At 56.4% G+C, this 14,809-nt stretch carries 14 protein-coding genes; 11 read left to right on the forward strand and 3 right to left on the reverse strand.

Annotation, left to right across the window (positions count from 1 at the left end):
* Nucleotides 1–9: 9 nt before the first annotated feature.
* Nucleotides 10–771 (forward strand): phospholipid-binding lipoprotein MlaA, encoded by a 762-nt coding sequence (mlaA, locus tag ACQE3Y_RS01540; RefSeq protein WP_426980721.1) that lies wholly within the window; start codon nt 10–12, stop codon nt 769–771.
* A gap of 154 nt (nt 772–925) precedes the next feature.
* Here mlaA and fadL read toward each other — a convergent pair whose 3' ends face one another.
* Nucleotides 926–2,266, reverse strand: a complete 1,341-nt coding sequence (gene fadL / locus ACQE3Y_RS01545) for a long-chain fatty acid transporter FadL (protein ID WP_426980723.1) — start codon at nt 2,264–2,266, stop codon at nt 926–928.
* 345 nt (nt 2,267–2,611) lie between these two features.
* Between fadL and ACQE3Y_RS01550 the strand changes: the two genes are divergently transcribed.
* The 4 genes from ACQE3Y_RS01550 (at nt 2,612) to sixA (ending at nt 7,220) form a co-directional block, all read left to right on the forward strand.
* Entirely contained in the window at nt 2,612–2,908 is a 297-nt protein-coding gene (locus ACQE3Y_RS01550) for a YfcZ/YiiS family protein (protein ID WP_426971827.1), read from the forward strand.
* Nucleotides 2,909–3,110: 202 nt separating this feature from the next.
* A complete protein-coding gene (gene fadI, locus ACQE3Y_RS01555) occupies nt 3,111–4,421 on the forward strand; it encodes an acetyl-CoA C-acyltransferase FadI (protein ID WP_426971828.1) in 1,311 nt (436 codons plus the stop codon).
* A 4-nt stretch (nt 4,422–4,425) separates the two neighbouring features.
* Complete coding sequence (gene fadJ, locus ACQE3Y_RS01560; protein ID WP_426971829.1) at nt 4,426–6,567, forward strand: fatty acid oxidation complex subunit alpha FadJ; 2,142 nt, start codon at nt 4,426–4,428, stop codon at nt 6,565–6,567.
* A 170-nt stretch (nt 6,568–6,737) separates the two neighbouring features.
* Entirely contained in the window at nt 6,738–7,220 is a 483-nt protein-coding gene (gene sixA, locus ACQE3Y_RS01565) for a phosphohistidine phosphatase SixA (protein WP_426971831.1), read from the forward strand.
* 12 nt (nt 7,221–7,232) lie between these two features.
* Here the strand turns inward: sixA and smrB are convergent, their stop codons facing one another.
* Nucleotides 7,233–7,781, reverse strand: coding sequence for an endonuclease SmrB (smrB, locus tag ACQE3Y_RS01570; protein ID WP_250650483.1), 549 nt, complete (start codon nt 7,779–7,781; stop codon nt 7,233–7,235).
* Nucleotides 7,782–7,947: 166 nt separating this feature from the next.
* On the opposite strand from smrB, the gene prmB reads away from it, so the two are divergent.
* The 6 genes from prmB (at nt 7,948) to ACQE3Y_RS01600 (ending at nt 12,550) form a co-directional block, all read left to right on the forward strand.
* Nucleotides 7,948–8,880, forward strand: coding sequence for a 50S ribosomal protein L3 N(5)-glutamine methyltransferase (gene prmB / locus ACQE3Y_RS01575; protein ID WP_085072313.1), 933 nt, complete (start codon nt 7,948–7,950; stop codon nt 8,878–8,880).
* Between the two features lie 21 nt (nt 8,881–8,901).
* Complete coding sequence (gene aroC / locus ACQE3Y_RS01580; RefSeq protein ID WP_426980724.1) at nt 8,902–9,987, forward strand: chorismate synthase; 1,086 nt, start codon at nt 8,902–8,904, stop codon at nt 9,985–9,987.
* A 2-nt stretch (nt 9,988–9,989) separates the two neighbouring features.
* Entirely contained in the window at nt 9,990–10,814 is an 825-nt protein-coding gene (mepA, locus tag ACQE3Y_RS01585) for a penicillin-insensitive murein endopeptidase (protein ID WP_426971833.1), read from the forward strand.
* Between the two features lie 8 nt (nt 10,815–10,822).
* Nucleotides 10,823–11,626, forward strand: coding sequence for a sulfite exporter TauE/SafE family protein (locus ACQE3Y_RS01590; protein ID WP_426971834.1), 804 nt, complete (start codon nt 10,823–10,825; stop codon nt 11,624–11,626).
* Between the two features lie 64 nt (nt 11,627–11,690).
* Nucleotides 11,691–12,239 (forward strand): elongation factor P hydroxylase, encoded by a 549-nt coding sequence (locus ACQE3Y_RS01595; RefSeq protein WP_085070970.1) that lies wholly within the window; start codon nt 11,691–11,693, stop codon nt 12,237–12,239.
* A 29-nt stretch (nt 12,240–12,268) separates the two neighbouring features.
* Complete coding sequence (locus ACQE3Y_RS01600) at nt 12,269–12,550, forward strand: YfcL family protein (RefSeq protein ID WP_085070971.1); 282 nt, start codon at nt 12,269–12,271, stop codon at nt 12,548–12,550.
* A 230-nt stretch (nt 12,551–12,780) separates the two neighbouring features.
* On the opposite strand, the gene mnmC is transcribed toward ACQE3Y_RS01600, so the two are convergent.
* Nucleotides 12,781–14,790, reverse strand: coding sequence for a bifunctional tRNA (5-methylaminomethyl-2-thiouridine)(34)-methyltransferase MnmD/FAD-dependent 5-carboxymethylaminomethyl-2-thiouridine(34) oxidoreductase MnmC (gene mnmC / locus ACQE3Y_RS01605; RefSeq protein ID WP_426980726.1), 2,010 nt, complete (start codon nt 14,788–14,790; stop codon nt 12,781–12,783).
* Nucleotides 14,791–14,809 lie beyond the last annotated feature (19 nt).

Raw genomic sequence — 14,809 nt, forward strand, 5'->3', positions numbered from 1 at the left:
GAGAAAATTATGAACTTCCGCCTGACGGGGTTGGCGCTGGCCAGCATTTTGTTAGCAGGCTGCGCCAGTTCACAGCATAACGACGAACCGCAGGGGCGTTCCGATCCGCTGGAAGGTTTTAACCGCACGATGTTTGATTTCAACTACAACGTGCTGGATCCTTATGTGCTGCGCCCGGTAGCGGTCGCCTGGCGCGACTATGTGCCGGTTCCGGCGCGTACCGGCGTCAGTAATTTCCTTGGTAACCTGAGTGAGCCGGCAGCAATGGTGAACTCATTCCTGCGCGGCGATCCCTATCGCGGTATGGTGCACTTTAACCGCTTCTTCCTGAATACCGTGCTGGGTCTGGGGGGCTTTATCGATGTTGCCGGCATGGCGAATGATAAGCTGACGCGTGAAGAGCCGCCGCGCTTTGGCGGTACGCTGGGTACCTGGGGCGTCGGCTACGGGCCATATGTGGTGCTGCCTGGCTATGGCAGTTTTACGCCGCGTGAGAATGGCGGTGATTATCTTGATACGCTTTATCCGGTATTGAGCTGGCTGAGTTGGCCGATGACTGCCGGAAAATGGGTGCTGGAAGGGGTAGAAACGCGGGCACAGCTGCTGGATTCTGATGCGATTTTGCGTAATACCCGCGATCCTTACGCATTCGTGCGTAACGCTTACTTCCAGCGTCACGACTTCCTTGCCCACGGTGGCAAGCTGAAGCCGCAGGAGAACCCTAACGCGCAGGCGATTCAGGGCGATCTGGATGAGATCGACGCTGAGTAAAGATAAATAAAAAAGCGGGGTGAACCCCGCTTTTTTATGGCGTGACTGGCGCAGGCCGCTTTACTTTTCTGCCCGGACGCCCTGCGCCTTGATACAGGTGCATCAATAAGGCGGGAGACCCCCGCCTTTTCGCCTTGATTAAATCAATAAGCAATCAGAAGCGATAGTTAAAGCTGGCGCCGTACAGCCATGCCTTGCCTTCTGAGCTAAATTCGTAAGGCGTGATCGTACCGTTGCGTGCGGTCGCCACTGGATCGATGCCTTCACGCACGGTAACTTTCTGTCCGTGCATATAAGAAACGCCCACATCTACCGACGCGTTCTCATTAAAGGCGTATGAGGCACCCGCGCTCAGCCACAGGCGATCCTGATCCGGAATCGAGATAGAACGCTTATCAGCCGGAACCGGGCTGTCATCAAAGGCGATACCGGTGCGGAACGTCCAGTGCTCGTCATAGAACCAGGTGGTACCGAGCGCAATACGGTAAGCATCGCGATAGCTTTCATCTTTATAGAAAAGCTGCTGACCATTGTTGCCGGTGGCCCTCAGCTCCTGGAACTGACTCCAGCTGGTGTAGGCCAGGCTATAGTGCACCGCCCACTGCGGAGCAACTTTATGATAGCCTGAGACTTCCCACATTTCTGGCAGGTTCAGGGTCAGCGCACCCGGAATGGTGCTGCCGCTGGTGCCGTAAGGCAGATCCAGTCCTGCTCCACCGATAATGGGGTTTAACTGCGAAGGAATGGCGCTTTTGTAATCGCCGTTAAAATCGATTTTTACTTCGGAACGGTAGGTCAGGCCGAAGCGGTTATCATCATCCACTTCATATAAAATACCGGCGTTCCAGCCATAGCCCCATTCATCGCCTTTCAGGTGCGCAATTTGCGTATCCGCCGCGGCGGCTGGCAAACCCACAGCCGGGAGCAGGCCGCCAAGTTCGCCCATATAGCGTTCGATTTTCGCCCGCGCATAAACCGCATTGAATCCCACGCCGAAGCTGAAATGCTCATCCATGCGCCATGCGGTGCTGAGATTAAGATTCGTGGTCAGCAAATCGGTTTTACCGCCGAATGCGCCGCCCGCGTAATCATTATTAAATTCGGTAGCCAGACCGTAATTTGTGGTTGCGGAAGCGCCCACCCACCACTGGTCATTAATGGGTTGCACATAATGAATATTGGGCACCCATTGCGTTGGGGCAATATTATTCGCACGCAGGCTATTACCCGCGCCGCTATCGCCATCAATATTAACATCGGGATCGATAAATACCGCGCCAACAGAAAACATTGGGCGATCCATTAATGCCATCGTCGCTGGGTTACGGCTGGCAGAGGCTGCCGTGTCGCCCATTGCCCCTTCGCCTGAATAAGAGCGACCCAAACCGATTGAAGAAAATTCATTGAGCTGAAAGCCCGCTGCATAAAGATTTGAGGAAGCGATTGCGACTGCTACTGCTAAAGCTGACTTTGCACACAGGTTTTTATGGTTCATGACCACAACCTCATTATGTGATTTTTATAAAATCTGTTACATCAAGTAACAAGGAGCCGGGGATTTTAGGGGCTGAAATACAACGGACAAATCAGACCAGTGCGCACAGTATAGGTCTGACCTGTGTCTATGTTGCAATCTTGTTCTTTAAATATTTCAAATGTGATCGATAAAATAAGATCTCCTTAACAAAAAAAGGCGTTTTCCTGAATCGAAGTGCGCTTAATCCTGCGTCAGATCAATATTATTCGTGATTGCGTTCACACAAGTTAGTGCAGATAAAAAGGCGGGGTAAAATAACCTGCAGTTAAAATTGACTGTATAAAAGCATGCCAGGAGAGAGCGATGAGTGATGCTTTAAATAAATGTAGCGCTAACGAAACAGCAGCCTGCTGCTGCGTTGATGTCGGCACCGTAATGGATAACAGCGATTGTACCGCCTCGTGGTCACGCCTGTTTGAGAATCGTCAGCAGGCCGAAGCGATGCTGGCTTCGCTTACAGAAAAAGCGCGTGGCGTTGAATCTGAACCTTGTGTTATCACCCCGATCTTCACTGAGCAGCCTGATGGTGTGCGTCTGGATGTGGATTTTACCTTTAGCTGCCAGGCGGAAACCCTCATCTTCCAGCTCGGCCTGCGCTAACTCCTGCCTGTCGGCGCAGGAAACGGCGCCGATTTTCCTTGCCCGCAATGCCGGTGCTCGTGCCGGTTTCATCTTTTCGGCAACTGTGTTGCTGCTCTCATTTTCTCGCCGCGCCGCTGGCACGCTTAAACAAACTGTTTACACTGTGCAGGTCTGACCTCTTTGGCAATGATGCTGCGGTCGCGGTTAACAGGTGAGAATAATGAGCAGAGCGCTTCCTTTGCTGACGCGTCAGGGCGATCGCATCGCCATTACCCACGGACTTCGCACCCCCTTTGCCCGACAGGCGACGGCGCTGCACGGCATTCCGGCAGTTGAGCTGGGAAGGATGGTGATCAGCGAACTCATGGCCCGGAGCGAAATCCCGGCGGAGATCATTGAACAGCTGGTTTTCGGACAGGTCATTCAGATGCCTGAAGCGCCCAATATTGCGCGCGAAATTGTATTAAGCAGCGGTCTCAACGTTCAGACCGACGCCTACAGCGTCAGCCGCGCCTGCGCCACCAGTTTTCAGGCGGTGGCTAACCTGGCGGAAAGCCTGCTGGCCGGTAGCGTCAGCGCCGGTATCGCCGGCGGAGCCGACTCCTCATCGGTTTTACCGATTGGCGTCAGTAAAAAACTGGGCAGGACGCTGGTCGACCTCACTAAAGCCCGCACCCTGAGCAAAAAACTCAGGCTGTTTAGCCAGCTGCGTCCGCGAGACCTGTTACCGGTGCCACCTGCGGTAGCGGAGTATTCTACCGGCCTACGCATGGGCGATACCGCTGAACAGATGGCGAAAACGCATGGCATCAGCCGCGAGCAGCAGGATGCGCTGGCGCACCGTTCCCATCAGCGCGCAGCGCAGGCCTGGCGGGAAGGTAAGTTAACGGATGAAGTGATGACAACCTGGGTGCCGCCATGGCGCGCAGCGCTTCAGCAGGACAATAACGTACGTGAAAACAGCGCCGTTGAGGATTATGCCCGGCTGCGTCCCGCCTTTGACCGTCAGCATGGCAGCGTGACGGCGGCCAACAGCACACCGCTTACCGACGGCGCCGCTGCGGTGATCCTGATGACCGAATCGCGCGCGCGCGAACTGGGGATAACGCCGCTGGGTTATCTGCGTAGCTATGCCTTTACCGCTACCGATGTCTGGCAGGATATGCTGCTGGGGCCTTCATATGCCTCGCCGCTGGCACTGGATCGTGCGGGCGTCGCGCTAAACGATCTTACGCTGATTGATATGCATGAGGCATTTGCTGCGCAAACGCTGGCTAATCTGAAAGTATTTCGCGACGAGCGTTTTGCCCGCGAGGTGCTTAATCGTCCCCAGGCGCTGGGGGAAGTGGACCAGGAGAAATTTAATGTTCTCGGTGGCTCTATCGCCTATGGACATCCTTTTGCCGCAACCGGCGCGCGTATGATTACGCAAACGCTGAACGAACTGCGGCGGCGCGGTGGCGGTCTCGGTCTGGTTACCGCCTGTGCGGCTGGCGGGCTGGGTGCGGCAATGGTACTGGAGGTTGAATAAGGTCATGGAACAACAATCCGCATTTCATCTGAGCATGCGCAGCGACAATATCGGCATCATCGTTATTGATGTCCCCGATGAAAAAATGAATACCCTGAAGGCAGCGTTTATTGAACAAATTCGGGCGGTGATAACTCAGGCGCGGCAAAACCCGACGCTGGCCGGACTGGTGTTTATTTCCGGCAAGCCGGATTCCTTTATTGCCGGCGCGGATATCAGCATGATCGATCGGTGCCACAGCGCCGATGAGGCACGCAAACTGGCCGAGCAGGGGCAGCGTGTAATGTCAGAGATTGCCGCGCTGCCGGTGCCGGTTGTGGCCGCGATCCACGGCGCCTGCCTTGGCGGCGGGCTGGAACTGGCGCTGGCGTGCGATCGGCGCGTTTGTACGCTGGATGATAAAACCCGGCTTGGATTACCGGAAATACAGCTGGGCCTGCTGCCTGGTAGCGGCGGCACGCAACGCCTGCCGCGTTTGATTGGCGCATCCCAGGCGTTGAATTTGATTCTTACCGGTAAAACCCTGCGGGCAAAGCAGGCGCTGAAGCTGGGGCTGGTTGATGAGGCGGTACCGCACAGCATTCTGCTGGAAACGGCAGTTAAGCTGGCGCTGAAAGGCAAAAGCGCGCGTCGTCAGTTGCCACTGCGTGAGCGTTTACTGAACGGACCGGCGGGGCGCGCCATTCTGTTTCAGCTGGCGGCACGCCAGAGCGAGGCGAAAACGCACGGTAACTATCCGGCTACGCGACGTATCCTGGAAGCGGTAAGAACCGGGCTGGAGCAGGGGATGCGGGCCGGTCATGAAACCGAAGCGCTTGCCTTTGGCGAACTCACCATGACCGCGCAGTCCGCCGCGTTGCGCCAGTTGTTTTTTGCCAACACCGCGCTGAAAAAAGAGTATGACGCCGAATCCGTCACGTTACGCAGTATTGGCGTACTGGGCGGCGGGTTGATGGGCGGCGGTATCGCCGCCGTTACCGCAACCAAAGCGAAACTGCCGGTGCGTATTAAAGATGTCAGCGTGGAGGGAATTAACCATGCGATGAAATATAGCTGGGAGCTGCTGAGTAAAAAGGTCCGGCGGCGCCAAATTAACGCCGCCGAACGCCAACGTCAGATGGCGCTGATTACCGGCAGCATCGACTATCGCGGCTTTAGTCAGCGCGATCTGATTATCGAAGCGGTGTTTGAAGATCTCAGCTTAAAGCAGCAGATGGTGGCGGAAGTAGAACAGCATTGCGCGCCTGATACGGTTTTCGCCTCGAACACCTCCTCTTTGCCGATAGCCCGCATCGCCGCGCTGGCGCAGCGTCCGGAAAATGTTATCGGCCTGCACTACTTCAGCCCGGTAGAAAAAATGCCGCTGGTGGAAGTGATACCGCATCAAACCACCTCCGCCCGTACCATTGCCACCACCGTGGCGCTGGCAAAGCGGCAGGGAAAAACAGCGATTGTGGTAGCCGACCGCCCTGGTTTTTACGTTAACCGCATTCTGGCGCCCTATATAAATGAAGCCATGCGCTGTGTGCTGGAAGGCGAGCCTATTGAAGCGGTAGACAAGGCGCTGATTAAATTTGGCTTCCCGGTGGGGCCGGTACAGCTGCTGGATGAGGTCGGTATCGATGTCGGCACTAAAATCCTGCCGATTCTGGAACAGGAATATGGCATGCGTTTCGCCGCGCCGGAAGCCTTCGCCGCCGTGCTCAATGATAACCGCAAAGGGCGTAAGAACGGGCGCGGTTTCTATCGTTATCAGGGCGGAAAAAAACGCCCCGATAAAACCATTTACTCTCTGCTGCATATTCAGCCGCAGCATCGGCTGGACGGTGCGCTGATTGCTCAGCGCTGCGTAATGATGATGTTGAATGAGGCGGCACGCTGTCTGGAAGAGGGGATCATCCGCAGCCCGCGCGACGGCGATCTGGGCGCGGTGTTCGGCATCGGCTTTCCTCCTTTCCTGGGCGGTCCTTACCGCTATATGGATAGCCTGGGGATCGCCAATGTGGTTAATACATTAGCCAGCCTGATGCATCAGTACGGCGATCGTTTTTCTCCCTGCGAAGCGCTTCGCCAACGCGCCGAGCGCGGGGAACACTTTTACAATTCATTACCAGAAGTTAATACCCACAATGATTCAGCGGCTTAGGCAGGGTGCAATTTCATTGTGTTGAGTGGCAGATCCCGACAATAGCTCGTTTAATAAACAATCGGTTGACTATACTCAAGGCATTAGGTTACAACACAGCGTTCATTCGCAGAATGAAGCGTCGGACAGCCTGATGATCTGACGATTTTGTTAAACAACAGCGGTGCTTTATGCAAGTTTTTATCATGCGTCACGGCGACGCTGCACTTGAGGCAGCCAGTGATTCGGTTAGGCCTCTTACCCATTGTGGTTGTGATGAATCACGCCAGATGGCGAGCTGGCTAAACAGCCAGACTCTGGATATTGAACGGGTGCTGGTCAGTCCCTACCTGCGGGCAGAGCAGACGCTGGCAACAGTACGTGAAGCCCTGCGGCTGCCGCAGGAGCAGGAAGTCTTACCTGAGCTGACGCCGGGCGGCGATCCGGCGCTGGTGGCCTGCTATCTACAGACTCTGGCGAAAGAGGGCGTGAAATCGGTGCTGGTTATTTCGCATCTTCCCCTGGTGGGCTATCTGGTCTCGGAGCTTTGTCCGCAGGAGCCACCGCCGATGTTTGCTACCTCGGCCATTGCCTGCATCGATTTTGATGCCGAAAAAAGCGAAGGCATTTTAAAGTGGCAGGTTAGCCCCTCTAAGCTGGCAAAAGCGATGTAATCCTCTCGGCCGTCAGGGTAACTCTGGCGGTTGCCACTCTTCTACTTCAATCAGCACCAGCAAGGCCGCATCGCCCCCAAAGGCTTTAGGTGCCTGATGAAACGCCATCACAAAAGGATGCTGTGCCAGCCACAGCGGTGTTTGCTGCTTCAGGACATGCTTGCCGTGACCGTGCATCACGCTGGCGCAAAAGATATGTTCGCGCCGGCAGGCGGCGATCAGCGCGCCCAGTTCCTGTTTGGCCTGCTGCTGCGTTAACCCATGCAGATCGAGAAAAATTTCCGGCGTATAGTCGCCGCGCCGCAGTTTTTTTAATTCATAGTGGCTGACATCACTGCGCACATAGCGTACCGGACCTTGCTCTGCCAGCAGCGGCTGAAACTCATCTGAGAAATAGTGGCTGTTATCCGCCTGTTCCGACAGCTGACGCTTCAGCGAAACTTCTGCTTTTTTACGCACCGGCTTATGCACCAGGGTATCCTGCTTTAGCTTGCGGGTGCCGGTCATCAGCTGACGAAACAGCGCTTTATCATCATCGCTGAGCTGCTCTTTTTTCTTCATAATCTTCAATTATCTGCTGGTTGAAAGTCGCAGGCTGCACGGCCTGTGGGCTACGATAACCCGCATTGTAAACAAAAGTCAGCTTTTTCACCTCGCCGCGCTGAATTCTTGCCCGCTTCATGGCAAACTACCCGCCGTAATTACGGAACGGCCTGTGGAGGGCAACGTGGACAAAATTTTCGTCGATGAGGCAGTGAATGAACTGCATACCATTCAGGACATGCTGCGCTGGGCGGTAAGCCGTTTTGCCGCCGCCAATATCTGGTACGGCCACGGCACGGATAATCCCTGGGACGAAGCTGTTCAGCTGGTTCTGCCTACCCTTTACCTGCCGCTGGATATTCCTGAGGAGATGCGCAACGCGCGCCTGACCTCCAGTGAGCGCCACCGTATCGTTGAGCGCGTTATCCGCCGTGTTAACGAACGGATACCGGTGGCCTACCTCACCAATAAATCCTGGTTTTGCGGTCATGAGTTTTATGTTGATGAGCGCGTGCTGGTGCCGCGTTCGCCAATTGGTGAGCTGATCAATAGCCGTTTCGCCGGACTGGTAAATCGCGCGCCGCAGCATATTCTGGATATGTGTACCGGCAGCGGCTGTATCGCTATCGCCTGCGCCTACGCTTTTCCGGAGGCGGAAGTGGATGCAGTGGATCTCTCAATCGATGCGCTGGCGGTTGCCGAGCAGAATATTGACGAGCACGGTATGATTCATCAGGTTACGCCAATCCGCTCCGACCTGTTCCGCGACCTGCCCAGGCTGCAGTACGATCTGATTGTCACCAATCCGCCCTATGTTGATGCGGATGATATGGATGACCTGCCCAACGAGTATCGGCATGAGCCGGAGCTGGGGCTGGCAGCAGGCAGCGATGGCCTGAAGCTGGTGCGGCGCATCCTCGCCTGCGCGCCGGACTATTTACAGGAGGATGGCGTGCTGATTTGCGAAGTAGGCAACAGCATGGTGCATATGATGGAGCAGTATCCTGACGTGCCCTTTACCTGGCTGGAGTTTGATAACGGCGGCGACGGTGTGTTTATGCTGACCCGTCAGCAAATTATCGACGCACAGCATCATTTCAAATTCTTCAAAGATTAATCGCACAATAACGGAGCCGAGATGGCAGGCAACACGATTGGACAGATTTTTCGCGTCACCACCTTTGGTGAGTCGCATGGCATTGCGCTGGGCTGTATCGTTGACGGCGTACCGCCAGGTATTCCGCTAACCGAAGCGGATTTACAGCGGGATCTTGACCGGCGACGCCCGGGCACCTCGCGTTATACCACCCAGCGGCGTGAACCGGATCAGGTACGCATTCTGTCCGGCGTGTTTGAAGGCGTCACCACCGGCACCAGTATTGGGTTACTGATTGAAAATACCGATCAGCGTTCGCAGGATTACGGCGCAATCAAAGATCTGTTTCGTCCGGGCCATGCCGATTACACCTACGAGCAAAAGTATGGCCTGCGTGACTATCGCGGCGGCGGGCGCTCTTCCGCACGCGAAACGGCGATGCGCGTTGCAGCCGGTGCTATTGCGAAAAAATATTTGCAGATGAAGTTTGGCGTTCAGGTGCGGGGCTATCTGGCGCAGATTGGCGATGTTGCCTGCGAGCTGAAAGACTGGGATCAGGTTGAGCAAAACCCCTTCTTCTGTCCCGATCCCGACAAGCTGGAAGCACTGGACGAGCTGATGCGGGCGCTGAAGAAAGAGGGCGACTCGATTGGCGCGAAAGTGACAGTCGTGGCGGAAAATGTGCCGGTCGGCCTTGGCGAGCCGGTATTTGACCGTCTGGATGCGGATCTGGCCCACGCGCTGATGAGCATCAATGCGGTGAAAGGGATTGAGATCGGCGACGGTTTTGCCGTGGTGAATCAGCGTGGCAGTCAGCATCGCGATGAGATCCGCGCCAGCGGCTTCCAGAGCAACCACGCGGGCGGCATTCTCGGCGGCATCAGCAGCGGCCAGGCGGTGATTGCCCATCTGGCGATGAAGCCCACCTCCAGCATTACCGTGCCGGGTAAAACCATCACCCGCACGGGTGATGAGGTGGAGATGATCACCAAAGGGCGTCACGATCCCTGCGTAGGGATCCGTGCGGTGCCGATCGCGGAAGCAATGATGGCGATCGTGCTGATGGATCATCTGCTGCGCCACCGTGCGCAGTGCGCTGACGTTTCTACCACCATTCCTCGCTGGTAATGATGAAAAAAACGCTTCTTATGCTGGGCGCGCTGCTGTTCAGCGCGTCGACGCTGGCGGCCACGCCGTGGCAGCGCATTACTTCGCCGATCCCCGGCTCGCCGCAGGCGATTGGCGCATTCGCCAACGGATGTGTTATCGGCGCACAGCCGCTGCCGCTGAATAATCCCGCTTATCAGGTAATGCGCCCGGATCAGCGACGCTATTTTGGTCATCCTGACCTGATCCTGTTTATCCAGCGCCTGACGACTCAGGTCCATAATCTGGGGCTGGGGCAGGTGCTGATTGGCGATATGGGCATGGCGGCGGGCGGGCGCTTCAGCAGCGGTCATGCCAGCCATCAGAGCGGGCTGGATGTTGATATCTGGCTGCAGCTACCGAAAAAACGCTGGACGCCGCAGATGCTATTGAAGCCGCAACCGCTTGATTTGGTGAGCGCCGACGGTAAGCGCGTCGTGGCGCGTCACTGGAAGCCGGAGATCGGTAGCCTGATTAAACTGGCAGCGAAAGATGAGCAGGTCACGCGCATTTTTGTCAATCCGGCGATCAAAAAGCAGCTCTGCGCTGATGCCGGTAGCGATCGCGACTGGCTGCGCAAGGTGCGCCCGTGGTTTGCCCACCGTGCCCATATGCATGTCCGCCTGCGTTGTCCGCCGGATAGCCTGGAGTGTCAGGATCAGGCGCCGCCGCCGCCGGGCGATGGCTGCGATGCCGAGCTGGAAAGCTGGTTTTTGCCGAAAAAACCAGGCAGCGGAGCGCCAGTGAAGCGTGAACCGCCGCCGCTGCCGCCATCCTGTCAGGCGCTGCTGGATAAACATTTACTTTAGGACCTTACATGGACTGGTTGGTTGTCACGCCGCAGATGATAGCGGTGCTGTTTTTTGTCGCTATGCTGGCTTCGTTTATCGATTCAATTGCTGGCGGCGGCGGCCTGCTTACCGTGCCTGCGCTGCTGTCAGCCGGGCTAACGCCTGCTCAGGTGCTGGCGACCAACAAACTGCAGGCGGTTGGCGGTTCTTTCTCCGCCAGCCTCTATTTTGTCCGACGCGGCGCGGTATTGCTGCGTGAGCACCGTCTGAATATCGCGATGACCTTTATCGGCGCGGTCTGCGGCACGCTGCTGGTGCAGCATGTGCGCTCCGACTTTTTGCGTCAGGTATTGCCGCTGCTGATTATCGGTATTGGCCTTTACTTTCTGCTAATGCCGCGCTTAGGCGAAGAAGATCGGCAGCGCCGCCTGTACGGCCTACCGTTTGCGCTGGTGGCGGGCGGCACGGTTGGTTTTTACGATGGCTTTTTCGGGCCGGGGGCCGGCTCTTTTTATGCGTTGGCTTTCGTGACGCTGGCCGGTTTCAATCTGGCCAAATCCACCGCGCATGCCAAAGTCCTCAATTTCACCTCTAACTTCGCCAGCCTGCTGTTTTTTATCATGGGCGGCAAAGTGGTGTGGGGTGTGGGGCTGGTGATGCTGCTGGGTTCAATTTGCGGCGCGCGTCTGGGCGCGCGGATGGTGCTGTCGCGCGGACAGAAGCTGATCCGTCCGATGGTAGTAATTGTTTCGGTGGTGATGAGCAGCAAGCTGCTGTATGAAGATTACGGCGCTGCCATTGGTCGCTGGCTCACGCACCTTTTTGGATAATGCTCGTCAATGCGCATGCATAATGCGACAATTTGCGCGTTTTTTTTAGCAGACATATAAGTATATGAACACAACGCACCACTATCAGGACCTGATTAGCGTATTCGATCGTTGTTTCCAGGATGATTTTCAGACGCGTCTAATTAAAGGCGACGATGAACCGATTTATCTTCCGGCGGATGAAACGTCACCCTGGCATCGCGTGGTGTTTGCGCATGGTTATTACGCCAGCGCGCTGCATGAGATATCTCACTGGTGTATTGCCGGTGCCGAGCGTCGCAAGCTGGTTGATTTTGGTTACTGGTATTGCCCCGATGGACGTGACGCCGCCACGCAAAATCAGTTTGAATCCGTTGAGATTAAACCGCAGGCGCTGGAGTGGATGTTCAGCGTCGCGGCGGGCTTTCCCTTCAACGTAAGTTGTGACAATCTCAATGGCGATCATGAGCCGGATCGCATTGCGTTTCAGCGTAAGGTTTATGCTCAGGTAATGCACTATCTTGAAAACGGTATTCCGGCGCGCCCGGCCCGTTTTATCGCTGAACTACAGCGTTTTTATCACACGCCCCCGCTGACGGCGGCGCAGTTTCCCTGGCCGGAAGATCTGCGCTGAACGGAGGCGCGACATAATGAGGAATTGAGATGATCGCAGAATTTGAAACGCGTATTTTGGCCCTGATTGACGATATGGTCGAGCATGCCAGCGATGATGAGCTATTTGCCAGTGGCTACCTGCGCGGTCACCTCACTCTGGCGGTAGTGGAGCTGGAAAAGAGCGGCGAACATACTGCAGAGGCGCTACAGATCCAGGTGCAAAACAGCCTGCAAAACGCTATTGCCGCCGGTGAACTCTCGCCGCGCGATCAGGCGCTGGTGATCGGCATGTGGGATAATCTGTTTTTGCAGGCGCGCCAGCCCGCCTAGTTTTATTAAAAAAACGGCGAAGAGTAACTGACCTTATACCGTGACTGCACGGGGAGGCCAGGCCGATCGTAAAGACGTAAAAAACGTCATCCCTGACAGCTCGGCCCGCGCCTTCCCTGGCGTGGGACGCTTTACTCTTCTGCCGGGCCTCCCCGCGCTGTGGGTGCGGAGTGAGAGTAAAAAGCGGCCCGCAGGCCGCTTTTTACATTTCCTGTACGTACAAACTGCCGTCAGCTCACCGGCTTGCCTTTCAGTAGTTTTCGCACCCAGTAACGATTGGGGTTAAGGGCCGCCAGCGTATCGCGATCCAGCGGTATCGGCTCATCGCACAACTGCGCCGCCAGCACTTCAGCCGCCAGCGGGCCGCTGCATAAACCGCGTGAGCCCAGCGCGCCCAGCACAAACAATCCCGACCATGTTGGAGCAGGCGTTATCTCTGCCAGCGCGTCGCGCTGCTGCGGCAGATTGGCATAGCACGCTAAAAGCGACTCGTAATCCGGCAGATTGCCCGCCATCGGTAAGTGATCGCGTGTTGCGCAGCGCACGCCGTTGCGGGCCTCACCGGCGCTCACGTCCACCGCTTCCGTCCACTCACTTGCGGGCAGACAGTGCCGTAGCCGCTGACGGTTCTCCTGCTGATCCTCTTCACGATAATGCACCGAGGTATCGCCACGATGATAGCTGGCACCAATGCAGTGGGTATTAAACTGCGGGCTGACCGGCGTCAGATAACCTTCATAACACAACACCTGCCTGAGTTCGGTTAAACCGGGCGCGGTTGGAATATGGCTCACCTGGCCGCTAACCGGATAGACCGGCAGCTTAGCGCTTTGCGCCAGCGCGCTAATGGCATGACCATTCGCCAGCACCAGGTTCTGATGCTGCTGATCCGGCGCGTCGGCAAACCGTAGCCGCCAGCCGTTATCCGTTTTTTCCAGCTGCTCTAAGCGATGTTGCCAGTGAACCTGTAGTCCCTGCTGCTGAGCCAGCGTAAACAGCGCCGTGGTGAGCTCTGCCGGGGCCAGCCAGCCGCCAGCAGGATAATGAATGCCGCCGCAGCCGAGCGACACGCCTGCAAGCTGTTCGGCTTGCCCGACATCCACGCCCTGCGCCAGAGCTTCAGGCAGCCCCATTGCCAGCATATGCTGAATTTTATCGTGACTCTTTTGATCCCACGCCAGCTGCGTTACGCCGCACCAGTCATGGGCAAAAGCCACCGGCAGGCTGTCATAGAGCCGCCGCGCAAAGCTGAAGGCGGCGGGGAAAAACTGAGCCAGCGCCGGATCGTGCTGGTTAAGCAGTGGATAGAGCGCGCCCTGACGGTTGCCGGAGGCGTTTTGCGCCGGCGCATCGTCAGCACAGTAGAGCGTAACCCGTTTGCCACGGCGCAGCAGCGCCAGCGCCAGCAGTATGCTGGCGATACCGCCGCCGATAAGAGCAATCTCCTCGCCAGTGGCAGGAGTGCGCGCATACCAGGGAGCGGAACGGGGCAGAGCAGGCGCATCAGCCAGCGTACCGCACAGCATTTCACGTTTATGACCAAAACCTTTACGCCTGGTCACTGCAAAGCCCGCTTGTTGCAGTCCACGCCGCACAAAACCAGCGGCGGTAAAGGTGGCGAAGCTGCCGTCAGCGCGCGCCAGTCGCGCCATCGCCTCAAACAGCGCGGGCGTCCACATCTCTGGGTTTTTAGAGGGCGCAAAGCCATCAAGAAACCAGGCATCCACGCTACGCAGCAGGCTGTCATCAAAATGATGAATAAGCGTATTAACATCGCCGAACCAGAGATCCAGCGTGACGCGTCCGCCATCCAACAGCAAACGATGGCATCCAGGTAGCGCCAATGGCCACTGCTGACGCAGTTGTGCAGCATATGGCTCCAGTTCTGGCCAGCTTCTGTGGGCGGCCGCGAGGTCCTGCTGAGTCAGCGGAAACTTCTCCATGCTGATAAAGTGCAGGCGCTGCAAAGTTGCCTGCGGGCGCGCCTGATGAAAGCGATCAAAAGCGCGCCACAGCGTCAAAAAATTAAGGCCGGTGCCAAAACCGGTCTCTGCGGCAATAAATAAGGCGCGTGAATGCGTGGCAAAGCGGGCGGGCAGATTATTGCCGCCCAGAAAGACATACTGGGTCTCTTCCAGACCGTTCTGGTTAGAAAAATAGACGTCGTCAAATTCTCGGGATACAGGTGTACCCTGATCGTTCCAGTCCAGTTTTGCATGTTCTATCGGAATGTTTTTCAACGGGAATGGCTCACTTATC

Origin of the sequence: Pantoea sp. FN0305 (assembly GCF_050113845.1) — a bacterium.
GTDB lineage: Bacteria > Pseudomonadota > Gammaproteobacteria > Enterobacterales > Enterobacteriaceae > Mixta > Mixta alhagi.